The sequence below is a fragment of the Pseudomonas sp. GV071 genome (genome assembly GCF_003050835.1).
Classification (GTDB): Bacteria; Pseudomonadota; Gammaproteobacteria; order Pseudomonadales; family Pseudomonadaceae; genus Aquipseudomonas.
Map to the genome: position 1 here is coordinate 220,816 of NZ_QAOJ01000009.1, position 21,797 is coordinate 242,612.

The 21,797-nt window shown below is 64.1% G+C and carries 24 protein-coding genes; 8 read left to right on the forward strand and 16 right to left on the reverse strand.

All coding sequences use genetic code 11. From position 1 onward, the window contains the following. Nucleotides 1-24: 24 nt before the first annotated feature. The 13 genes from C8K61_RS18540 to C8K61_RS18600 form a co-directional block, all read right to left on the reverse strand. Nucleotides 25-411, reverse strand: coding sequence for a GPW/gp25 family protein (locus C8K61_RS18540; protein ID WP_108097757.1), 387 nt, complete (start codon nucleotides 409-411; stop codon nucleotides 25-27). Between the two features lies 1 nt (nucleotide 412). Continuing rightward, complete coding sequence (locus C8K61_RS18545; RefSeq protein WP_108097758.1) at nucleotides 413-739, reverse strand: hypothetical protein; 327 nt, start codon at nucleotides 737-739, stop codon at nucleotides 413-415. After that, nucleotides 736-1,323, reverse strand: coding sequence for a phage baseplate assembly protein V (locus C8K61_RS18550; RefSeq protein ID WP_108097759.1), 588 nt, complete (start codon nucleotides 1,321-1,323; stop codon nucleotides 736-738). The genes C8K61_RS18545 and C8K61_RS18550 overlap by 4 nt, the downstream gene beginning before the upstream one ends. Then, nucleotides 1,323-2,468 carry a hypothetical protein gene (locus tag C8K61_RS18555; RefSeq protein WP_108097760.1) on the reverse strand — a complete coding sequence of 382 codons (1,146 nt, stop codon included), beginning with the start codon at nucleotides 2,466-2,468 and terminating at the stop codon, nucleotides 1,323-1,325. Before C8K61_RS18555 ends, C8K61_RS18550 begins: the two co-directional genes overlap by 1 nt. A gap of 2 nt (nucleotides 2,469-2,470) precedes the next feature. After that, the gene (locus tag C8K61_RS18560) at nucleotides 2,471-2,728 is read right to left on the reverse strand and encodes a hypothetical protein (protein WP_108097761.1); all 258 of its coding nucleotides are present in this window, start codon (nucleotides 2,726-2,728) and stop codon (nucleotides 2,471-2,473) included. Nucleotides 2,729-2,835: 107 nt separating this feature from the next. After that, nucleotides 2,836-3,504 carry a hypothetical protein gene (locus tag C8K61_RS18565; RefSeq protein WP_108097762.1) on the reverse strand — a complete coding sequence of 223 codons (669 nt, stop codon included), beginning with the start codon at nucleotides 3,502-3,504 and terminating at the stop codon, nucleotides 2,836-2,838. Beyond that, nucleotides 3,501-3,710, reverse strand: coding sequence for a hypothetical protein (locus C8K61_RS18570; RefSeq protein WP_108097763.1), 210 nt, complete (start codon nucleotides 3,708-3,710; stop codon nucleotides 3,501-3,503). Before C8K61_RS18570 ends, C8K61_RS18565 begins: the two co-directional genes overlap by 4 nt. 47 nt (nucleotides 3,711-3,757) lie before the next feature. Next, nucleotides 3,758-5,806 (reverse strand): ATP-binding protein, encoded by a 2,049-nt coding sequence (locus C8K61_RS18575; RefSeq protein ID WP_108097764.1) that lies wholly within the window; start codon nucleotides 5,804-5,806, stop codon nucleotides 3,758-3,760. Further along, nucleotides 5,803-6,975, reverse strand: coding sequence for a Pvc16 family protein (locus C8K61_RS18580; protein WP_108097765.1), 1,173 nt, complete (start codon nucleotides 6,973-6,975; stop codon nucleotides 5,803-5,805). Before C8K61_RS18580 ends, C8K61_RS18575 begins: the two co-directional genes overlap by 4 nt. Nucleotides 6,976-6,977: 2 nt before the next feature. Then, complete coding sequence (locus C8K61_RS18585; protein ID WP_108097766.1) at nucleotides 6,978-7,817, reverse strand: hypothetical protein; 840 nt, start codon at nucleotides 7,815-7,817, stop codon at nucleotides 6,978-6,980. Beyond that, complete coding sequence (locus C8K61_RS18590) at nucleotides 7,810-8,523, reverse strand: hypothetical protein (protein ID WP_146174305.1); 714 nt, start codon at nucleotides 8,521-8,523, stop codon at nucleotides 7,810-7,812. The genes C8K61_RS18585 and C8K61_RS18590 overlap by 8 nt, the downstream gene beginning before the upstream one ends. A gap of 5 nt (nucleotides 8,524-8,528) precedes the next feature. Continuing rightward, nucleotides 8,529-9,047: a phage tail protein gene (locus tag C8K61_RS18595; protein ID WP_108097768.1), complete on the reverse strand. Its 519-nt coding sequence runs from the start codon at nucleotides 9,045-9,047 to the stop codon at nucleotides 8,529-8,531. Between the two features lie 12 nt (nucleotides 9,048-9,059). After that, nucleotides 9,060-10,928 carry a phage tail sheath C-terminal domain-containing protein gene (locus C8K61_RS18600; RefSeq protein ID WP_108097769.1) on the reverse strand — a complete coding sequence of 623 codons (1,869 nt, stop codon included), beginning with the start codon at nucleotides 10,926-10,928 and terminating at the stop codon, nucleotides 9,060-9,062. Between the two features lie 630 nt (nucleotides 10,929-11,558). Here C8K61_RS18600 and C8K61_RS18605 point away from each other — a divergent pair. From C8K61_RS18605 to C8K61_RS18620, 4 genes are all read left to right on the forward strand, one after another. Continuing rightward, the gene (locus C8K61_RS18605; RefSeq protein WP_108097770.1) at nucleotides 11,559-11,801 is read left to right on the forward strand and encodes a hypothetical protein; all 243 of its coding nucleotides are present in this window, start codon (nucleotides 11,559-11,561) and stop codon (nucleotides 11,799-11,801) included. Between the two features lie 46 nt (nucleotides 11,802-11,847). Further along, on the forward strand, nucleotides 11,848-12,741 hold the full coding sequence (locus C8K61_RS18610) for a Ku protein (RefSeq protein ID WP_108097771.1): 894 nt from the start codon (nucleotides 11,848-11,850) through the stop codon (nucleotides 12,739-12,741). Between the two features lie 18 nt (nucleotides 12,742-12,759). Continuing rightward, nucleotides 12,760-15,315 (forward strand): DNA ligase D, encoded by a 2,556-nt coding sequence (gene ligD, locus C8K61_RS18615; protein WP_108097772.1) that lies wholly within the window; start codon nucleotides 12,760-12,762, stop codon nucleotides 15,313-15,315. A 151-nt stretch (nucleotides 15,316-15,466) separates the two neighbouring features. Beyond that, on the forward strand, nucleotides 15,467-16,324 hold the full coding sequence (locus C8K61_RS18620) for an SDR family oxidoreductase (RefSeq protein WP_108097773.1): 858 nt from the start codon (nucleotides 15,467-15,469) through the stop codon (nucleotides 16,322-16,324). A gap of 9 nt (nucleotides 16,325-16,333) precedes the next feature. Here the strand turns inward: C8K61_RS18620 and C8K61_RS18625 are convergent, their stop codons facing one another. Beyond that, complete coding sequence (locus C8K61_RS18625) at nucleotides 16,334-16,837, reverse strand: hypothetical protein (RefSeq protein ID WP_108097774.1); 504 nt, start codon at nucleotides 16,835-16,837, stop codon at nucleotides 16,334-16,336. Nucleotides 16,838-17,008: 171 nt separating this feature from the next. Here C8K61_RS18625 and C8K61_RS18630 point away from each other — a divergent pair, with 171 nt between their 5' ends. Further along, nucleotides 17,009-17,647, forward strand: a complete 639-nt coding sequence (locus C8K61_RS18630; RefSeq protein ID WP_108097775.1) for a response regulator transcription factor — start codon at nucleotides 17,009-17,011, stop codon at nucleotides 17,645-17,647. A gap of 98 nt (nucleotides 17,648-17,745) precedes the next feature. Then, nucleotides 17,746-18,114: a response regulator transcription factor gene (locus C8K61_RS18635; RefSeq protein ID WP_218277827.1), complete on the forward strand. Its 369-nt coding sequence runs from the start codon at nucleotides 17,746-17,748 to the stop codon at nucleotides 18,112-18,114. A 24-nt stretch (nucleotides 18,115-18,138) separates the two neighbouring features. Here C8K61_RS18635 and C8K61_RS18640 read toward each other — a convergent pair whose 3' ends face one another. Beyond that, nucleotides 18,139-19,707, reverse strand: a complete 1,569-nt coding sequence (locus C8K61_RS18640; RefSeq protein ID WP_158272522.1) for an ATP-binding protein — start codon at nucleotides 19,705-19,707, stop codon at nucleotides 18,139-18,141. Nucleotides 19,708-19,819: 112 nt separating this feature from the next. On the opposite strand from C8K61_RS18640, the gene C8K61_RS18645 reads away from it, so the two are divergent. Together C8K61_RS18645 and C8K61_RS18650 are read left to right on the forward strand one after the other, a co-directional pair. Next, nucleotides 19,820-20,110: a Rho-binding antiterminator gene (locus C8K61_RS18645; RefSeq protein ID WP_108097777.1), complete on the forward strand. Its 291-nt coding sequence runs from the start codon at nucleotides 19,820-19,822 to the stop codon at nucleotides 20,108-20,110. A gap of 128 nt (nucleotides 20,111-20,238) precedes the next feature. Further along, the gene (locus C8K61_RS18650; RefSeq protein WP_108097778.1) at nucleotides 20,239-20,850 is read left to right on the forward strand and encodes an isochorismatase family cysteine hydrolase; all 612 of its coding nucleotides are present in this window, start codon (nucleotides 20,239-20,241) and stop codon (nucleotides 20,848-20,850) included. 10 nt (nucleotides 20,851-20,860) lie between these two features. Here the strand turns inward: C8K61_RS18650 and C8K61_RS18655 are convergent, their stop codons facing one another. Continuing rightward, nucleotides 20,861-21,760, reverse strand: a complete 900-nt coding sequence (locus tag C8K61_RS18655; protein WP_108097779.1) for an AraC family transcriptional regulator — start codon at nucleotides 21,758-21,760, stop codon at nucleotides 20,861-20,863. Nucleotides 21,761-21,797: the final 37 nt, after the last annotated feature.

The following is a 21,797-nucleotide window of genomic DNA, read 5'->3' on the forward strand; positions in this document are numbered from 1 at the left end:
CCTTGTTGGTCGTCTGAGGGCGACTTATTTGGAACTGCGTTGAAACTTCACGACCCGCGAATCCGGGCTGCCGGCGGGGCGGTATTTCACCGTCACCTCCAGGGTGGCGGCGCTGTCATCCCAGGTGACGTCGATCAGCTCCACCGTCAGCCGCGTGCCCAACCAGCGCGACAGGCCATTGGTGATGCGCGCCTTGACCACCCCGCGCAGCGCCTCCGAGGCGGGCTCGAACACCAGCTTGCGCACGCCACCACCGAACTCCGGCAGAAACAGGCGCTCGCCGGGGCTGGTCAACAGCAGCTGCAACAGCTCGTCGCGCACCTGGGCGGCGTCATCCACCGGCGCTGCGCTGCGGCCATCGCTGCCGATGTGAAAGGGAAATGCCAGGTGCCGTCCGCTGGAGAGGGTCATGTCAGATGCCTTTGGCTTTTTGTTGGACCTGCACCACCACCGCCGTGCCTTGCGGCGCCATGGCGGCGTTAAGGCACAGGCCGACGCTGGTTTGCAGCAACACGGGAATGCCATGCAGGTTGGTTTGCGCCGCCGCGGTGACCCACTGGATGCTCAGGCAGGGCATCGGCACTGTGGTGAAAAACGGGCAGCCGGCAATCGGGTGGCGGTCAGTGATCAGCAGCATCGCCGCGCCATCCACCTTGGCTTCGACGTTGCTGGTAATCAGCAGCGCCTGGCCGCCATGGGGGCAGATCACCGTGCTGGTTTCGGTGAGGATCGGGATCATGTCGGCGGCACCCCGAACGTCATCGCGCCATTGACCAGGCTGACGCCCGCAAGGCCGACCTTGATCAGGCCGTTGTTGAGCGAGATCGACTCGTTGCTGATACGGATCTCGCAGGCGCCGCAGCTGATCACGATGTCGCTGGCGCTCAAGGTGATGGTCTTGGCGATCAGGCTGTCGCCATGGACGATTTTCACCTCGTTGGCGGCATCGTCGAGAATCACCTGGTGGCCCGCCTTGGAGACGATCACCCGCACCTGCTCGCCCTGGGGTTGCGGGCGTTGGCCGCTGGCCCACCAGGCGCCGGCCCAGATCGGGTTGTCCAGCTGCCCGGCCTCGAACTCGATCCACACCCCGGAACCGATCTCCGGCAGCAGCACCGCGCCATGGCCATCGCCGGCAAACGGCGCCGCCGGCAGCGCCCAGCCACAGGGGTGTTCGCCCAGCACCGCTGGCACGGTGGCGCGAATCCGGCACTGGTTGTTGGGGTCGCTGACATCGGTGACCACGCCGCGGTACTTGCCGAAATAACGCCCGCCAACGCGCTCGACCAACTGTGCCACCAGCTCTTCCAGATTGGCCTCCATCAAAAGATCCCCACGCTGACTGATACCGACAGATTGAGGCCGCCACCGAGGGCCTCGGCCACCGCCGCGCCTGAAACCTCGCTGGTGGAATTGCACTTGGCCTCGAAGCTCTGGCTGTAGGCCGAGGGGGTGATGCGGTGCACCACCTTGGTCAGCAGGTAATCGCCGCTGTAGGGCGTGGCGCCGGCGTCGACGCGGACCTTTTGATAGGGCGTGAGCACCGCCGGGTAGCAGCCGCTGACCACCTCACTGCTGAGCTTGTAGACATAACCGCGCCGCCTGGCCTGGGCCGTGGCGGCGGCGCTGGGGTCTTCACGGCTGTTGTCGCTGGGGTTGAGCAGCCGCCGTGGCGTGAGGTCGGCGGGCAGTGCTGGCAGGTTGCGCATCAGGCCGAGGTCGGCGGCGCTGGTTTCGAACTGGGTGACACCCTGGTCGTCGACCCGCAGCACTTGCGCCTGGGTGCGCTCACCGCCGTCGGGGTCTTGCATCACGCTGGCGTTGGCCAGGTTGCGCTGGGCGCCGATCAGCACCAGGGGCGGCAGTGCGGCGGGGCCTTCGGGGTCGGCGCAGAAACAGCCGATGCTGGCGCCAGCGGTGTCACCCGGCAGCACATAGGCGTGGCGGTCATTGGCCGCCGCCAACTGGTGCAGAAACTGCAGCACCGTGCCACGCCGGCTGGTGGTTTCCGGGCTGCTTGTGGTGGCCTCGATGCGGGTGCTGGCCACCTGGCTGAAACGGCCGAACAGCTCGCTGGCAATGGCGCTGGCGCTGCGGTGTTCGAAGGCCGGTTCGGTTTCCTCATCGCGGTTGAGAAAGGCGCTGTCATCGCGCACCAACAGGGTAGCGGTGCTGCGCCCGGGCAAGGCATCCAGGGCGGCATCGATACTCACCAGCGGCCCGTCGATCAGCGGCACAAAGCGGCCATTGCCGATATCCAGCTCCACCCGCACCCGCGAAAACGGCTGCTGGCTGTCGCCCGGCCAATGTAACCAGGCGCCGTTGGCGTCCAGGCACAGCACCATCTGCAGCTGGGCTTCCCAGCAGGCGTCCATTTCCTGGGTTACCTCGATCTGCTCGATGCGCCGCAGTTGCTCGGCGGTGGCCGGCGTGGCGCCAAACCACAGGCGAAATTGCTGCTCGGCCATGCTCAGCTCCTGGGCACTACAAGGCTGTCGCCGGGCTCGGCGGTGAGGGTGCGGCTGTCCAGCGCGGAGTTGGCATCGGCGACATGCCAGAACTGCGTGGCATCGCCGTTCAGAGCCTGGGCCAACAGGTCGAGGCGGTCGCCGGCCTGAACCATCACCGGCTCGCCAGCCAGGGGTGTGAGGTAGCGCAGCTTCAACGCCGGGCCATCGCTGGTTTGCACCGTGGCGACCTTGGCGTAACGGGAGTTGGGCAGGAACATAGGGTGTCTCCGGGTTGAAGAGCATCGCGGCTGAAGCCGCTCCTACGGGTACAGCGCGCGCTCGTAGGAGCGGCTTCAGCCGCGATAAATCGTTCGGGCGCCGCCATTCACAGCGGGATCAACTCAACAATCTGTTCGGCCGTATTGGCCAGGTTGGCGATGGCTTGGGCTTCTTTGGCCAGGGTCGAATATTCCAGGGCGCCTTTGGCGAGGATGTCGTCGGAGCAGTCGTCGACGGCGATCACGCTCAGTTGCAGGTCCACTTCGGCGCGGGTGGGGTTGAGCAGGGCGTCGTATTCCAGTTCGTTGATGCTCATCGAGTCGATGCTCACGGGCAGCACCCGGGTCAGGCCCCAGATAAACAGGATGCGCGGGTATTTTTCCCGCGGGATCGGTTGCGCCGGCGGCGCCTCGCCACCGCCGCCCAGGGCACCGCCGATGGCGTCCAGCGCGGCACCCAGCAGGCCGGCGAGTTTGGCGCTGGGCAGAACCATCTTCTCCAGCGCCGCCAGTTGCGGGCCGATGCCGAACAACTGCGCCAGCACCTTGCCTTCGTCGAGCATATTGGCGGCGCTGAAGTGCGCCTTGAAGGTGATTTTCTCCACGGTTTTTTCCCCGGCCTGGGTGGCTTCACGCGGTGTGGCACCGCCGGGCCGTGGCGGGATATCCAGCGAGCGCGACAGCGACTCGGGGTTGAATTGGAAGATCACCACATTGGGAATCGGGCCAATCAGGCTGGTGCCGTACTCGATCAATGCGCCGCGCAGCAGGGTCATGGCTGTAGGCTCCCGAGGCGGCGGGCAAGTTGATGGGCAATGGCACTGGCCACCTCTTCAGCACTGCTGCTGTGGCTGAGGGTGATCTCACCCGGTTGCCGTAACGCTCGCGCCAGCGCCGGGCCAAGCAGACGCACAGCGGCTTTGGCGGTGTCCGGCGCGATGCCGCGAAGGTCCAGATGCAACGCCTCGATGGCGACGCTCATGGCCACACCGCTGCCTTGTGGGAGAGGCTTCAGCCTCGATTCCTGGCTCATCGTTCCACCCTCTGGCCCGCGACCAGTTCGGCGTATGGCCCGAACTGGTCGAGGCTGTTGGCCCGGTCGAGTTTTTGGTATTCACGTTGAATAGCGCGCACCACCGCCGGCATCTCCAGGCGCCGCGGCGCGCCGTCGTCTGCGCTTTGCAGGCAGGCGGAAAACACGATGCCGCGAATGTGCCCGCCGGCCAGGGCAAAGCGCTGGGCGAGAAAGTCGAGGTCCAGGGCGCTGGCATCCACCCCTGGCGGAATCACGCTGCGCCAGATCCGCAGGCGCTCATCGGCGCCCGGCAGGGGGAACTCGATGGCAAAGCGCAGGCGCCGCAGGAAGGCTTCGTCGAGGTCTTTGCGGCGGTTGGTGGCCAGGATGGTCAGGCCCTTGCAGCGCTCCATGCGCTCCAGCAGGTAGCTGATTTCCAGGTTGGCGTAACGGTCGTGGGCGTCTTTGACTTCGCTGCGTTTGCCAAACAGGGCGTCAGCTTCGTCGAAGAACAGAATCAGGTCGGCGGCGTCGGCGGCATCGAACAGGCGGCGCAGATTCTTCTCGGTTTCACCGATGTATTTGTTCACCACCTGCGACAGGTCGATGCGGTACAGCGGCAGTTCCAGCTGGTGGGCGATGGCTTCGGCGGCCATGGTCTTGCCGGTGCCGGGCGGGCCGGCGAACAGCACCGCCAGGCCGCCTTCGTTCCACGGCCGTGCGGTGCCCCAGTCGTGGTGTACGCGGGTCAGGTTGCGCATGGCGGCGATGATTTCGTCCAGCTGGGTGGCCTGGGCGGGCGGCAGCATCAGCTCGTTGAGGGCAAAACGTGGTTGCACCGCTTGCGCCAGGTTGCCGAGATCAAGGTCGGCCCGCGCCGCAGCGAACACCTGGCTGCTGGTCGGCGCTGCCGGCAAGGCGTGCACCTCGGCAGCCACCCGTTGAATCGCGCCCAGTTCATAACGAAAACGCCGCGCCAGTTCGGCCAGGGCCGGTGCCTCGGGCAAATGCCGCTGCCACAACGCCAGGCGCTGCGGGTAGCTGAGCGGCGCCAGGCTGAGGGCGGGCAGGGTGTGGCTCAGGCCTTTGAGGCGGGCCAGGTCTTCGGCGCCCAGCCACAGCAGCAAGGGCAAGGCCGGTAGCGGGAGGCTGATGGGGGCGGGCTCATGGCCGTGGTCATCGCCAAGGTCACGCGCGTTCAGGTACAGGGTGCAGCCGCGTAACCAGCTGACGGTCATGGCGGCGGCCAGTTGTTCCGGCGCCAGCGCATGGCTCGGTTGCAGGGTGCCGAGCCCGGCTTCGGCGCTGCAGGCAGCGGCTACCTCGGCCAGCGGCGCGTCACTGGCGCCCAACAGCGGTAGAACCTGCAGTCCCGTCGAGGTGCGTAACAACGCCGCCCGCACCCGCGCGGCGGCCTGTTCGGGCAAGGCCTGGTCGGTAGCCGTTACCCCGTGCAAGGCCGCCGGCAGCTCGCCGTCGGCCAACAGCAACTGGCGGGCGACCAGAACAGGCACCTGCAACGGTGCATCCCAGCCGCTGATGGGTTGCAGCAGGCCATGGCTGAACAACCGATGGCCAGGGTCGAGGCAGCGCAGCAATTGCTCCGGGGCGTGCCATAGGCGCTGGGCCAGGGCCAGGGTCGGCGCCTGGCGATTGCTGTCGTTCTGGCAGCAGGCGATCACCGCGCCCGCAGCGCTATCCAGGCTGGGCAGCAAGGCCAGGGCGAGGACAAAACTTTCCACCGCGTTCAGCTGCAACTGCGCCACCACCCAGGCAAACGAACCCTGGGCGCCGTCGACCGTGGGCGCCGCGTCGTCGAGCTGCTCGCTGAGGTAACGGGCGGTGCTGTCGCTGGCAAAAAACTGCTGTTTGTCGTGCTGGTAACGCTGCAGGTCGAGGGCGAACAGGGTGCTGTTGACCTCGGCGGGCAACGCCGCCGTGCCCTGGTCGCCGCGCTCGCGCCACAGCCAGCCGACTTCACGGCGCAGGCGCAGCGTGACCTGGCCCAGCCAGTAGCGGGCGCAGGCGTCGTCCGCCTGCAGGCCGGGGACAAACCCGCTCATGGCAGGTTCACCAGAGGGCTGCCCTGGGCCTGCTGGTTGTTCACCCGCAAAATCACCTGGTAGGCCCCAGCCGGCACCGCGACGGCCGCGCCGGGTACGGTGAGAGTCTGCTGATCGGCGCTGGCGGTGAAGGTGTCGAACAGGTGCACAGTGGCGCCATCGACCTGGCGGTAGAACAGCACCGTGACATCGTCGTCGTGTTTACCCAGCAACAAACCCTGCAACTGCAAGTCGCTGCCGACCAGGTTGGCCGAGGTCAGGGTTGGCAGCAGACTGGCCGCGAGCAGGTTGCTGGAACGGAAACGGTCGTTGAGCAGACGCCGGCGCACCACCAACGGCAGCTCGCCGGCCGACAGCCGGGTGCCGTCCTCCAGCGGCGCACCGTTGGCTGCCTGGGCTTGCACCCGCAGGCGGTCGGGAGCGCGTTCGAGAATGGTCAGCGGCACGTCACCGAGCAGCACCTCGTGGCTGCTGGAATTGAGGTCATCGCCGTACAGGGTGAAGGGCGCACCCAGTTCAAAGCGGGCTGGCTCCACCCGCAGCAGGGTGGCGCCCATGGACGCCGTGACATCGATTTGCACGCCGTCCCGGCCGATCACGGTTTGTGCCGCGCTGCTGTAGTCGACGCCCACCAGCAGCGCGCCACGGGGCAGGGCAGCGGGCACGATCAGCACCGGGCGAACCTGGAAGGCCACCGACAAACGATAGCGCTCGTCGCTGCCCTGCATGGTCTTGGCAATCAGCTCGACCGGGGCATCGTCGAAGCTCAGCTTGAGCGGCTCCGGGTTGTTCTCCAGGGCCTTGCGCACATCGAGGGCCACCAGCGCGTCCAGGCGCAGAAAGGCCAGTTCCTGCAGCGCCGAGATACCCCGCCCGAGCAGGTCGTGGGCGGCGGCGCTGTCGCTGTTTTCGCCCACGTCGAAGGCGGTCAGCAGGTACTTGAGCACCATCCACAGCGGTGGGCGTTCGCCGTCGCGCAGCACCTGGTTGCGCAGGTGGCCGTCGAAGGCGGTTTCGAACAGATACAGGTTGAGCTTCTGGTTGCTGCTGTCGGTTTTCGCCGCCTGTTCCGGTTTGCCAATGGCCACCTCGAAACCCCGGCGAATCAGCTGGTCTTGCAGCAGGCGGGTGACGGCACCAATGGCGCGTCCGGAATCGGCGAGGGCCATGGTCAGAGTGGCCTCAGCGCACGACGGCTCAAACCGCTGCGGGCGGTGACGGCGGTGCGTGGGGCGGCAGCGGTTTTGCTTGGCGCGGGTTTTACCGCAGCGACCGGTTGCGCCGGGGGCGCAGGGGCATCAACGCGGAGGTGGATGGCGCCGATGGAGATGCTGATGGGTTGCTCTGCGGGCTCAGTCGGGCGTTCAAGCGGCTGCAGAATGACGGCGGCCGCTGGCTGGTCAGGCGCCAGAACAGGGTGGCTGGGTGTCGCTAACGCATCGCCAAGTGCTGCCTGCTGGACTTGAGTTGGCTGAGTAAGCTGAGACGCCAACACCTGCGATTCGGTATGCCGGTTCAGCGCCAATTCGACCGGCGCAGTGGTCGCTGTTTCGCTGACAGAAACCATCAGGCTCGTCGGTGCAGCAAGCGTGTTGGTCACCGTGACGGACTCAGGCGTTTGCTGCGGATCGCTGGCAACCCAGCGCAGTACCGATTGCACCAGCGCCTGTTGGCTGACGGCGGCGGCAACTACGGGTTGAGCCTCGGTTTTAATCTCCGGCACCGACGCCTCGCTGGTAGCAGCAGGTGCACGCTCGGGTTGGCTGAGGGGGTTGCTCGGCTGGCTAACGGCCGGTGTGCTGGATTCAGGGTGGGTAACTTGAACGACAGCAGGTGCTGGCGGCACCGCTACCGGCTGGCTTAACGCCGTTTCAGCCCTGGCCTGAGGCACCCCGGCAGTAGGCGTCGAAAACGCCTCCAACTCCTCTAACCCAAGGTCCGCCGTCGGCGCGGCGAACGGCTGCCCGCTCAGGCCACTGGCCCGCAGCAGCGCGGCAAAGTAGTCACTCATGATGGCTCTCGATCAAGGCCAGGTAGTGCGCGCGCCGCGGCGCGGGAATCGCCAGCACCTGGGCTTCGCTCCAACCGTAACGGCTGGCGAGGCGGTGGATATCCAGCAATAAGGCGCGTTGACGTTGCTGCAGGCGGGCGAGGGCGGCGGCGTCGAGGTCGATATCCACCTCGCGGTCGGCGCCACAGGCCGGGCATTGGCAGGCCACCGCAAAGGCCGCCAGCGGGTCGGCATTGGCCAGGGCGGCAGCCAGCGGCGCGTGGTCTTCGGCCTGCACCTCGCCCTCCAGCAGCAGGCTGTCGAGCATCAACTGCACCGCCTGCTCCTGGCTGCTCGGCCGCGCCGCGCGCCAGTGGCGCAGGTCGTTACCGGTGGCGCGGCGCAGGGCCAGGGTGCGGCTGTGCAGTTCGACCTTGAGGGGCGCCGGGTCGATGGCGGTGGCCAGTAACGGCGCCAGCGGCAACTCGAATTCGAACGGCTCGCCACACAAGCTGCACTGCGCGCTGAACGGCAAGGCGCTGAGGTTTTCACTGCGCGCGGCCACTTGCAGCAACGCGGCAGTGCGCCCACTGACCGGCTGCGCCCACCAGAACGCCGCGTCCCGGGGCGTCGCGCACTGAGCCAGCAGCTGGGTGACCAACTGCGGCCGGTCGGCGCTGGCGAAATCCAGGTCGAGGTCTTCCAGTGCACCAAAGGCCCGCGCCATGTCGGTCAACCCACCAGCGCCGGTTCGGAGGGTTCGGCCACTTCGCTGTCACGCTCCCAGCCTTCGTTTTCCAGCTTGAGGGTCTGGATCGCGATGGCATTGGCGTTGGCGTCGAGGTCAGGCAGCGCCTGGAATTCCGAGACCCAGCAACGGAACAGCTTGTAGGCCAGTACCACCTGGCCGGCTTCGTTGTACACCTCGAGAATCAGGTCTTTGCGAAAGTCCTTGAGGCTGACTTCCGCGCCCAGGCCGGTGCCGATATGCCAGACCTTGTTGGCCCAGGCTTCGAACTCCAGGTCATGGGTGACCCCACGCTCGAGGGTGATGGCTTCGTATTTGGTGCGCCCCGGCGATTTACGCGAGGTGGAGGGGTCGCCACCTTCGCGGTGCTCGACCACTTCGGTGGTGCGTTTCAGGGCGCCAACCTTGCTCACCCCGGCCACGTAACGGCCGTCCCACTTGATGCGAAATTTGAAGTTCTTGTAGGGGTCGAAGCGATGGGTGTTAACCGCGAATTGGGCCATGGTCCGACTCCTTTATTGCAGATCGCCAGCGATCTGTTGAATGGACAGAACGACGAACTCCGCGGGTTTCAGCGGGGCAAAGCCGACCTGGATATTGACGATGCCGAGGTTGCGGTCGGCCTGGGTGGTGGTCTCCTTGTCGCACTTGACGAAGAAGGCTTCCTGCTGGGTTTTGCCCTGGAACGCGCCCTGGCGAAACAGGCCGTTCATAAACGCGCCGAGGTTGAGGCGGATCTGCGCCCACAACGGTTCGTCGTTGGGTTCGAACACCACCCACTGGGTGCCGCGGTACAGGCTTTCTTCGAGGAACAGCGCCAGGCGGCGGATGGGGATGTACTTGTATTCGTCGGCCTGGGCGTCGCCACCTTTCATCGTTCGCGCGCCCCAGGCGACCCGCCCGTAAGCGGGAAAACTGCGCAGCACGTTGATGCCCAGCGGGTTTATCTGACCGTTCTCCAGGTCGTTCACCGGCAGGGCCAGGTCGAGTACGCCGTTGAGGCTGGCATCGGTACCGGCCGGGGCTTTCCACACGCCACGGGTTGCGTCGGTGCGGGCGTACACCCCGGCGAGGGTGCCGGAGGGGGCCATGGCGCGCGGGCGTAAACCGTCGAGGGGGTCGACGATGCGCACGGCGGGAAAGTAGGTGGCGGCGTTGCGCGACTGTGAGGCGCTGTTGGCCCAGCTGCCAATATCGCTGAGGATGCGGTTGGCCGGCGCGTCGACGATGTAAAAGGCCCGGCGCGCTTCGCACAGGGCGATGGCGGCGGGAATCACCCCGGCCTCCTGGCCGCCGATCATGTCGAAGGTTTCCGGAATCAGCAGCAGGTTGAACAGGTCGGCGTCGAGCAGGGCATAGATGCCGGTTTTATCCGACTCGCTGCCCACCAGGTCGGTGGCCGTGCCACGGTTGCCATCCACACCGGCAGCGGCCGGCGCAACGTTGCTGACCACCGCCGGCCGGTGCTCGACCGCGCCAGCGAATTCGCGCCCGCCATTGGCGGCGCCGAGCTGCGCCAGAGCACTTAAACCACCAAAGGCACCGCCGGCGATCACCACGCTGGACGACTCGCCAGGCGTCAGCGATTGCAGGCTCAGGTGGTCGTTACCGGCCTGGCCGTCTGCACCGGTTTCCGAAGCTTGAAGCTTGGCCGCCAGGCCGGCGGCGATGATCGCGTCGTTGGCGGCGGTGACCAGGTCACCGATATCGGCCCACGGCCCGTCCTCCAGGGTCAGCAAAAAAGGCGTAGTGCCGTCGAGGGTGCCGCCCAGGGTGTTGTTGCTTGGGTCGAGGGGGAAGGTGATCGCGCCGCTCACTGCCTGGCCGCTGTCGCCGAACACCAGCGCCGCATCGCGCTTGACGCGGATATAGGCCGAGGCGTGGTTGATCACTGACTCGACGTATTGCGGCGATTTGCTGTCCAGGCTCAGGTTGCGGTGGGTTTCCAGCGGCGTGGTGCCGTCGAGCACCACCAGGTTGAAGTCGCTGTCGGGGTTGCGCACGCCGGTGTGCTGCACGCTCAGACGAATGCTGTTGCCCCAGCCACCGGGGCTGGCGGCTGTGACATTGAGGGCAGCGGCTGCGGCGCCGTTATTGAGCACCCAGCCGGCACTGCCGTAGCCATTGGCCACGCGCACGATCAGGGCCTGGGTACCGCCATTCAGAAAGAACTGGCGCACCGCGTAGGACACCGGGCTGTCGCGGTCCAGCCCGCCATAGCCGCGCTCGAAGTCGGCGAAGCTGGTAATGGCCACAGCCTTGTCGGGCACGCCTTTGCGGGTGTAGCCGACAAAGGCGGCGACCGAGGTGGCCACTCCGGTAATGGTGCGAACACCACTGGCCTTCTCGACGATGTACACACCGGGATAACTGACTTGAACCATAACGCCGACTCCTATGCGATGCAGAGGACCCGCCCGACGACAAGTACGGCTAACTCTTCCTTGGCAGGTGTTGGTATATAGCGGAACTAAATAGGGGGCACTTCGTTAGTTGCCTAAGTGCCATTAATTGGCTAGCACTTTTAATGCGGCTTACATATAGCGGTTAGTTGGTACATAAGTTCCATGTGTAACTGTAACGCTGCGTTAACACTTCGTTAGCAGGCTTTGTTAGTTTGCTATCTCGCTGATAAATCGTGCTTTAAAGGCGCAAGGCTACCGCCCATCCGCGTACTTTCACGCCGATAAATAACAGGGGGAAGTTGTTGCTGACACAGATCCTTCTGCTGCATGTGATGGCACTTTGCTGCTAATTAAGTGCAATCAAATAGGGGGGTCGTGGCAGAGCCATCGACAGGTTAGTTCGGGGTTGGCCATGCGCCATTAATTGACCAAGCGAAACGGCAACTTCCGACCAACGGCGAAAACTTATTACCTATCTTTTGGTCGGAGCGCCGTTTTAATTCGGTGAACTTCGGCGAACAGGCGCGGCAAACAAAACTGCAACTCTTTTTTCCCTCCGCCGTCCCAATTCCTGTGAGCCAGATAAGGCACGAGAAGGGGGACGCCGCCATGTTTCGCGATTTCGACACCTGCATCGCCTGGACCGATGCGATGAAAGAAGGGCACAACTACGTGGGCCTGATCGAGTACCAACCCAAACGCATGGGCGCCGAAGTGCGCGTGCTGTGGGTGATAGTGCCGGGCTGCGTGTGCGAGAACGAAGCGGAAACTGCCGCTGACAACATGCTGCGCGAAATCAGCGATATCACCCAGTTGGACCGCGTGACCTATAGCGATGGGGTGATGTTGTGACTGCCGCCGCCTAGCCCGTCCCGATAGATAACAGGAGAGCAACGCCATGCCACGAGCCATCTGGAAAGGTGCGATCAGTTTTGGTCTGGTGCACATTCCGGTCGCGCTGACCTCGGCCACTTCTGCGCAGGGCGTGGACTTCGACTGGCTGGACAAGCGCAGCATGGACCCGGTCGGCTACAAGCGGGTGAACAAGGTCACCGGCAAGGAAATCGACAAAGACAACATCGTCAAAGGCGTGCAGTACGAGAAGGGCCGTTATGTGGTGCTCAGCGAGGAAGAGATCCGCGAAGCGCACCCGACCTCGACCCAGACCATCGACATTTTCTCCTTCGTCGACAGCGCAGCCATCCCCCTGCAGAACATCGACACCCCCTATTACCTGAGCCCGGACAAACGCGGTGAGAAGGTCTACGCCTTGCTGCGCGAAACCCTGGCCAGCACACAGAAAGTGGCCTTGGCCCTGGTGGTGTTGCACACCCGTCAGCACCTGGCCGCGGTGATGCCGATCGACGATGCCATGGTGCTGGTGATGCTGCGCTGGCCCAGTGAGGTGCGCAGCCTGGCCAGCCTCGAACTGCCGGCGGCGGTGAGCGGCGCCAAGTTGGCCAAAGCCGAGTTGGACATGGCCAAACGCCTGGTCAAGGACATGAGTGGCGACTGGAGCCCGGACGACTATCAGGACAGCTTCACCGACAAGATCATGCAACTGGTCGAACAGAAGGCCCAGCAAGGCAAGATCGCAGCCGTCGAACAGGTGCCGGGCGAAGAAGGCCGGCGCAGCGCCGATGTCATCGACCTTACCGAACTGCTCAAACGCAGCCTGGGCGGCAAACCGGCGGCGGCGAAAAAGGCCAAGGCCGCATCGGCGCCAGCGAGCAAACCGGCGGCCAGCAAAGCAGCGCCGAAAAAAACCAGTAAAACCAGCAAGGCGAGTTAAGGCGCCGAGGGCTTGGCCATGAGCGAATACAACCGCAAACGCAATTTCAGCATCACCTCGGAGCCGCCCGAGAGCACTGGCCGCAAGCCGCGCAAAAGCCCCGGCGCGTTGCGTTTCGTGATTCAGAAACACGACGCCAGCCACCTCCATTACGACTTTCGCCTGGAACTGGATGGCACCCTGAAAAGCTGGGCGATTCCCAAAGGCCCGAGCCTCGACCCGAAAGACAAACGCCTGGCCGTGCATGTTGAAGATCACCCGCTGGGTTACGCCAATTTCGAGGGCAGCATTCCCAAGGGCCAATACGGCGCGGGTGATGTGATCGTATGGGACCAGGGCGTCTGGCAGCCCCAGGGCAACCCGCTGGACAGCTACAAAAGCGGCAAGCTCAAGTTCACCCTGGTGGGCGAAAAGCTCAGCGGTGATTGGGCCCTGGTGCGCACCCGGCTCAAGGGCAGTGGCGACAAGGAGCAGTGGCTGCTGATCAAAGAACAGGATGACGTCGCCCGCCCGGCCAGCGAATACAGCGTGGTCGATGAGCTGCCGAAAAGCGTATTGAGCGGTGGCGAGGTGGGCACGGCGAAAAAAGCCGCCAGCAAGCCGGCAAAAGCCAAGGCTAAATCCACCGGCAAGGTCAGCGCCGCCGACACCCAGGCCGCCAACCACCCCCACGGCGAGATCCCCGAGAAGTTCCAACCGCAGCTGGCCACCCTGGTTACCCAGCCGCCGGCTGGTGAGTGGATCTACGAGATCAAGTTCGACGGCTACCGCATGCTCGCGCGCATTCAGGGCGGCGAGGTGCGAATGTTTAGCCGCAACGGCAACGACTGGACGGAGCGCCTGCCCAAGCAGGTGGAAGCGTTGCGTTCGTTGCAGCTCGGTGATTCCTGGCTGGACGGCGAAGTGGTGGTGCTCAACGAAGAAGGGCTCCCGGATTTTCAGGGGCTGCAAAATGCTTTCGATGAAGGCCAGAGCCAGCCGATTCTCTATTACCTGTTCGATGCGCCGTACCTGAATGGCCAGAACCTGCGCCAACAGCCGCTGGAAGCACGGCGTGATGCGCTGCAAAAAGTGCTCAAGCACAAACGCGGGCCGCTACGTTTTTCCAAAGCCTTCACCGCCAGCCACCAGGACATCGTCGCAAGCGCCTGCGCCATGCGCCTGGAAGGGGTGGTCGGCAAACGCGCCAACAGCCCTTACGTGTCGCGCCGCAGCGATGACTGGATCAAGCTCAAATGCCGTCAGCGCCAGGAATTCGTGGTGATCGGCTACACCGAACCCAAGGGCAGCCGCAGTGCTTTTGGTGCTCTGCTGCTGGGCGTGTATGAAGACGACAAGCTGCGTTATGCCGGGCGCGTCGGCACTGGTTTTGATGAGCAACGCTTGCAGCACTTGCTCAAGCAGATGGAAAAACTGCAGCGCGCCGATACACCCCTGGCCAAACCACTGAGCGCCGCCCTGGCGCGTGGCGTGCAATGGCTGAAGCCGACCCTGGTGGGCGAAGTCGAATTTGCCGAATGGACCCGTGAAGGGCTGGTGCGCCAGGCCTCGTTCATTGCCGAGCGAACCGACAAACCGGCCAGGCAGATCATTCGTGAACAGGCAGTGGCGCCGCCGAGCACATCCAGCAAGCCGAGCGGCAAGACCAAGGCTAAAGCCAGTGCTGCCAGCAAGCAGCGGCAGAGCCTGGATGACGTATCCATCAGCCACCCCGAGCGGGTGATTGATGCCCAGAGCGGCACGCAAAAGGTCGAGTTAGCGCAGTTCTACCACGACATCGGCCGCTGGATTCTGCCGCACCTGCAAGGCCGCCCGGTGTCGCTGATGCGTGCGCCAGATGGCGTCGAGGGCGAGCAGTTTTTCCAGAAACACGCCCAGCACCTGGCCATTCCCCATATCACCCACCTGGACAAAAAAATCGACCCCGGCCACGCCCAACTGATGCAGATCGACAGCCTGCCGGCGCTGATCGGCGCCGTGCAGATGGGCTGCATCGAGTTGCACACTTGGGGCGCCGGGAGCGCCACGGTGGATAAACCCGACCGGTTGATTCTCGACCTCGACCCGGACCCGGCGTTGCCATGGCGCAGCATGGTCGAAGCGACCAACCTGACCCTGGCGGTGCTCGACGAACTGGGCCTGCAGGCCTGGCTGAAAACCAGTGGCGGCAAGGGCATGCACATCGTCGTACCGCTGCGTAAGCAGGCCGGCTGGGACAGCGTCAAAGCCTTCTCCAAGGCCCTGGCTACATTCATGACCCAACAGATTCCCGAGCGCTTCACCGACAAGATGGGGCCACAGAACCGGGTCGGAAAAATCTTTGTCGACTACCTGCGCAACCAGCGCGGCGCCAGTACGGCCAGTGCTTACTCGGTACGTGCGCGGCCGGGTTTACCGGTGTCGGTGCCGATTCGTCGTGAAGAATTGGACGATCTGAAAAATGCCGCGCAATGGACCGTCGACAACCTGCGCGAGCGCCTTGACAGCCTGGAGCAAGACCCCTGGCACGACTACCACAACCGCCAACGTATCACCCGCGCGCAGTGGAAAAAGCTGGGTGCGAAGCCGGTGTGATATACCCCGTCGTCCCAGCGCAGGCTGGGACCCAGAATCGTGCGGCATACACCGCTCTCCTGCGCAACACTGGATCCCAGCCTGCGCTGGGATGACGGTGAGGAGCCATTGCTGTTGGGACGTTGGCAAGCCATTACTTTTGGAGGGAACAATGAGCGAAGAACAAACCCTGCCACCCCAACACCAGACCGAGCAACCCGGCAGCGAAGCGCAGATGCAGCCGCAGCCGGAAACCATCAGCGAGTACTACCTGGCCGCCGGAAAGCTCGAAGGGTTGGTGGCGATTGTCACCGGCGGCGACAGTGGTATCGGACGCGCCGTGGCGCTGCACTTTGCCCGCGAGGGTGCCAATGTGGCGATTGTTTATCTGGATGAGCACGACGATGCCGCCAACACCCGCGACCAGATCCACGCCCTGGGCCGTGGCTGCCTGCTGTTTGCCGGCGATGCGGCGGACAAAAGCTTCTGCCAGGGCGTTGTCGACAACTGCCTGGCCGAATGGAAGCGCCTGGATCTGCTGGTCAATAACGCTGGCGAGCAACACCCGCAGGACAACCTCGAAGACATCAGCGAAGAACAGTGGGAGAAAACCTTCCGCACCAATATCTTCGCCTTGTTCCAGCTAACCAAGGCCGTGCTGCCGCACCTGAATGCCGGCGCCAGCATCATCAACACCACCTCGATCACCGCCTACAAAGGCAACCCGACCCTGCTCGATTATTCCTCGACCAAGGGCGCGATCACCTCGTTCACCCGTTCCCTGGCGCTGAACCTGGCCAAACGCGGTATTCGGGTCAACGCGGTGGCGCCGGGGCCGATCTGGACGCCCCTGATTCCCTCGACCTTCAGCGCGGAAAAAGTCGCCCAGTTCGGCAGCAACACGCCGATGGGCAGACCGGGGCAACCCTCTGAAGTGGCGCCGGCCTATGTGTATCTGGCCAGCGCCGATTCCAGCTATGTCAGTGGCCAGGTTATTCACGTTAACGGCGGTACGGTGGTCAATGGCTGATCGACGCCCCTACGAAGCGAAGGCGCTGACGCGCCGTCCACGTAAGCGCAGCAGTTGATACCCCAAGCCCAGCAAAAAAATCCCGAAGGCAATGCCAATTGCCAATTTCACTTCCGGCGAGTCCGGCCCATGGCCAATCGGGTTGCCCACGGGCAGGCGCGACAGGCTTTCGTTCAGCCCCGGGATCATCAGCACCAGGTAACTGAAGGTCATGCTCGCGGTTTGCAGGTACTCGCGGGCGTTGCCCAGGCGCTGCACGGCATGGATATGGCGGCCGAAAAAGATCGCCGCCAGGGCGATGATGCCCAGGGCATGGCCGCTGTTGAAACCGCCGGTGCTGGACAGGCCGAAGGCGCTGAATACCGAACCGAGCATGCCGTACAGGTACCAGTCGCCTACGCGACTATGGGGGCTGATGCGCCCGTCGCGGACAAAACCGTAGGCGCCGGCCACCACCGGCACCAGGCTGATTGCAGTGTGAATAGTGCCCAGAAAGGACAGTGAGCTGGCCATCGCGTGTACCTCTTGCGGCTAAGCGGTGAAGGATCGAGGCCCGGCTACTGCTGGCAGGCTTGGCCTGCGCCGGTATTAGCGACTATAAGAAGCTGGCCACGGCGCCACCATTCTACGAAGGGGCGCCGCACTCATACCTGGGTATGAGTGTTACCCGACCGGAAAACCGCCATGCCGCAAGAACCACAGGAACTGGTGCATATCATTGATGACGACGAGTCGCTGCGCTGCGCGCTCGACAGTCTGTTTCGCTCGGTTGGCATGGCCACCCGGCAATATGGTTCGGCCCAGGAGTTTCTCGCCGCCGAGCGCCCCGATTGCCCGTCCTGCCTGGTGCTCGATGTGCGTTTGCCAGGCAAGAGCGGGCTGGATTTTCAGGCGCAACTGCTGGACTTGCAGATCGCCATTCCGGTGGTGTTTATGACCGGCCATGGCGATATCTCGATGTCCGTGCGCGGAATGAAAGCCGGCGCGGTGGACTTTCTGACCAAGCCGTTTCGCGACCAGGACATGCTCGATGCGGTGGCCGCCGCCATCGGCAAGGACCGCAGCCAGCGCGATCTGGGCCGCAACGCGGCACTGCTGCGCACACGCTTTGCCAGCCTCAGCCCGCGGGAACGGCAGGTGATGGCGCTGGTCACCAGCGGCAAGATGAACAAACAGGTGGCCGGCCAGCTTGGCCTCAGCGAAATCACGGTGAAGATCCACCGTGGCCACGCCATGCAGAAGATGCAGGCGCGCTCGCTGGCCGAGCTGGTGAAAATGGCCAGCGAACTGCAGCTGCAAGCCGACGGCGAGCTGGCCACCTAAACCTCCGTATGATGGTCAGCCCGCGCGGGCTGGGCCATGCTGAGCATCAGTGGCGAGACAACCGGTGCTCGCCCAAGCCTTATTGCGTGGCGCAAACCGTGGCCCAAGACCCGCTGATTTCGGTGATCGACGACGATGAGTCGCTGCGCCTGGCCACCTCCAGCCTGCTGCGCTCAATGGGGTATGCCACCGAGTATTTCGCCAACGCCGAAGACTTTCTCGGCTCCGGCGATGCCGCACGCTTTGCCTGTGTGATCAGTGATATCCAGATGCCGGGCATGAACGGTATCGACCTGACCCAGCGGCTGATGGCCGCAGATGGCGACAGCAAGGTGATTCTGATGACCGCGCGCACCGAGCAGGAACTGCACGAGCGGGCGCGGGCGAGTGGGGCAGTGTGCTTGCTGCTGAAACCGTTCGAAGCGGAGCGGTTGTTGCGCTGTGTGGGGGAGGCGTTGGTGATGTAGGAGCGGCTTCAGCCGCGATGCTTTTTAGCTGAGGTGCACGACAAACCGCGCACCTCCACCGTCGCTGTTAGCCGCCGTAATGCTCCCGCCGAGACTCTCAACAATCGTCCGGCAAATCGGCAAGCCCATGCCCATGCCGCTGGCCTTGGTGGTAAAGAAGCTGTCGAACAGCTTGCCGAGGTTTTCTTCAGCAATCCCCGGCCCACTGTCTTCCACCCCCAGTTCGATACCGCCGCTGTCATGGGCGCGGGTGCTGAGGGTAATTTGCCGCTGTTCGCTCTCGGCCATGGCCTGCATGGCATTCACCAGCAGGTTGACGATCACCTGCTGCAGCAGGGTGCGGTCGGCCTGCACCTTGGGCAGGTTAGGGGTGAGTTTCAGGCGCACCTCCACACCCTGGGCCTGCAGTTCATGGCGGAGGAACTGCACGGCTTCCTTGACCACGTTGTTGAGCACTTGCGGCGCCCGCTGCGGGCTCTGGTGGCGGGCCATGCTGCGGATGCGGGTGATGATATCGGCGGCGCGACGGGCGTCGGCGACCATGCGCTCGGTGAGGGTGCGCACCTCTTCGGTATTGGGCAACGGCCGGTTCAACCAGCGCAGCCCGGCCTCGCCATTGGTGGCAATAGCTGCCAGCGGCTGGTTGATTTCATGGGCGATGGAGGCGGTCAGCTCCCCGAGCATAGACACGCGCGCCGCGTGCATCAGTTCAGCTTGCATGCGCTCCAGCGCAGCGAAGGCCTGGTTGCGTTCGGAGAGGTCGATGACGCCGACCATCAAGATGCCTTTTTTCATGTTCTCTGGCGGAAACGAGGCGGTAAACAGCGCGTCAAACTCGCGGCCATCGATAGTGCGCAGGCGGGTTTCCTTGCTGTAGTTGAGCTGGCGCGACACGGCGGCGACGATGCTATGGGCAAACACCTCGGTGCTGGCGGACGGCCAGAACGGCTCCACCGATTGCAGCAGTTCGGTTTTGTCGCCGCGGCCGAACAGGCGCACGGTCTGTTCGTTGACGTCCAGCACCCGGGTGCGCAGCATCATTTCGCGCACCAGCTGCGGGTGGTCGGCAAAGTGTTGGGCGAGGTCGCTGACGCCCGCGGCGAACAGCTGGCGGACCATAGTGCCGATCGGGGTGAAGTCCAGCTCCCAGAAGGAGGCGGCCATGGCCTGGAACAGATTGCGGTAGCGGTATTCACTCTCCGCCAGGCTGTGTTCGATGGCCTTGCGCGCGCTGATGTCGCGGCCGATTTCGACGATGCCCAAGGCGTCACCCTGGGCATTTTTATGCAGCGACCAGCGCGCATCTATCAGCAGCGTCTGGCCGTTGGCACGCTGGCGCGTCAGTTCGCCATCCCAGCGGCCGAGGCTGTTGACCTGCGCCTCCAGCGCCTCGATGCCATCGGCGTGTTGCGAGCCCAGCAGCTCATGGGCCAGCTTGCCCAGCGCCTGTTCTGCCGGCCAGCCATACAAGGCCACGCAGGCCTGGTTCCAATAGCGGATGCGGCCGTTCAGGTCGCGCACGAAGATGCTCTCGTGAATCAGCTCTAGCACGTCCAGGCCGGGGCCGGACTCGATCGACTGGGCATCGCTCATGGGCTTTTTTCCGGGTGCGCTAAACAGGGGCTGGCAAGGGGTATAGATCAGGGTTCGACACTCGGCAAGAGAACCCGCTACGCTGCCGCCATTGCCGCACGGAGACCTGCCCATGACTACCCCCGACATCCCCTATCAACCGCTCGACTGTGACCTCTACGACTACCTGGAAATGGCCTGCCTGTACCAGTACCGCGTGCTGGTGGAAATGGTCGAAGGCGGCCGCTTCGAAGCCGTGGCGTTGGACACCCACACCAACGCGCGCAAAGAAGAGTTTCTGGTGGTGCAGGTGGATGACGAAAAGGTCGAGCTGCGCATTGACCGGCTGCTGGCGATCACGCCATTGAATGAAAAAGCCAAGTTCGGGCGGGTGGAGTTGGCGGGGTTGTACTGCGCGAAGTAGTTCGCAGGTAAATCAGCTGCGATGCGCTTATACCAAGGTGTGAGCCGCGCATGCCGATGGACGATAGGCCGGCCACCCCAGCCAGGCCGATGATGGTGCCACCCCCCAAAGCGCCATCGGAGCCCGTCATGTCTACCTATCCCGCTGCCCACACCGCCTTGCTGCTGGTCGACCCCTACAACGATTTTCTCGCCGAGGGCGGCAAGCTCTGGCCCCTGGTCGCCGATGTAGCGCAGACCGTCGGCCTGCACGCCAACCTCAAAGCCATCACCCAGGCGGTACGCAGCAAAGCCTTGCCGGTGTTTATCGTGCCGCACCACCGCGCCGAGCCGGATGAGTACGCCGGTTGGGATCACCCCACGCCCTACCAGTTGGGCGCCTCACGGGCGCAGGTGTTTGCCAAGGGCAGTTGGGGTGGCGACTGGCATCCGGACTTCGCCCCGCAGCCAGGCGACACGGTGGTCAAGGAACACTGGGGTGGCAGTGGTTTCGCCAATACCGATCTGGATTTTCTGCTGAAACAGAAGCGCATCAGCCACGTGATTCTGATCGGCTTGATCGCCAATACCTGCATCGAAAGCACCGGGCGCTTTGCCGCGGAACTGGGTTACCACGTGACCCTGGTGCGTGATGCCACGGCGGCGTTCAGCCATGAACATATGCATGCCGCGCACACCCTTAATGCGCCGAGTTTTGCCCACCAGGTAGTCACCACCGCCGAGCTGCTGGAGCGCTTATAGGGCGTGACGCTCAGGCGATGTTTTTCAGGCGGGCGAGGTCTTTGAGCGGCGGGGCACCGAACAGGCGGCGGTACTCGCGGCTGAATTGCGAGGGGCTTTCGTAGCCCACGCGGTAGCCGGCGGCGGCCACTTCCAGGCCTTCGCTCATCATCAGGCGCTGGGCTTCCTGCAAGCGCAGCTGCTTCTGGTACTGCAGCGGGCTCATGGCGGTGACGGCTTTGAAGCGGTGGTGCAGGGCGGACACGCTGAGGTTGGCGACGCGCGCCAGGTCTTCGATGCGCAGCGGTTTGTCGAAATTGGCGTTGAGCCATTCAATGGCGCGGGTGATGCGGTGCGATTGGCTGTCGCACATGGCGATTTCGATCAATTGCTGTCCTTGCTGGCTACGCAGCAGGCGGTAGTAGATTTCCCGCAGCGCCAGCGGCGCAAGCATGGCGATGTCGCGCGGGGTGTCGAGCAGGCGGGTCAGGCGCAGGACGGTGTCGAGCAGCGAGGCGTCGATGCGGTCCAGGTACATGCCGCGACTGGCCGGGCGCGCCGGCAAACCGACCGGGCCGACGTCGCTGATCATGCGGGTGATTTCTGCCGGATCAAGGTCCAGGCGCAGGCACAGGTAGGGTTTGTCCGGGCAGGCTTCAGTGACCTGGCCGGTCACCGGCAGGGTCACCGACACCACCAGGTAATTCAGCGCGTCGTACACGTAGCTTTCACCGCACAGATGCACCTCTTTACGGCCCTGGGCAATGATGCACAGCGCCGGTTTGTGCACCCCGCGTGATATCGGCGTGGGCTGGTCGAAGCGGATCAGGCTAAGCGGGCCGATGGCAGTCTGGAATGGGCCCTCGCCAGGGGTGAAGCGCTCGATCAACGTCGCCAGTTCGTGTTGGCGTTGCTGTACTTCGATTTCCATGAGGGCCTCCGCAGACGGGGAAATGCACGTTCGATGT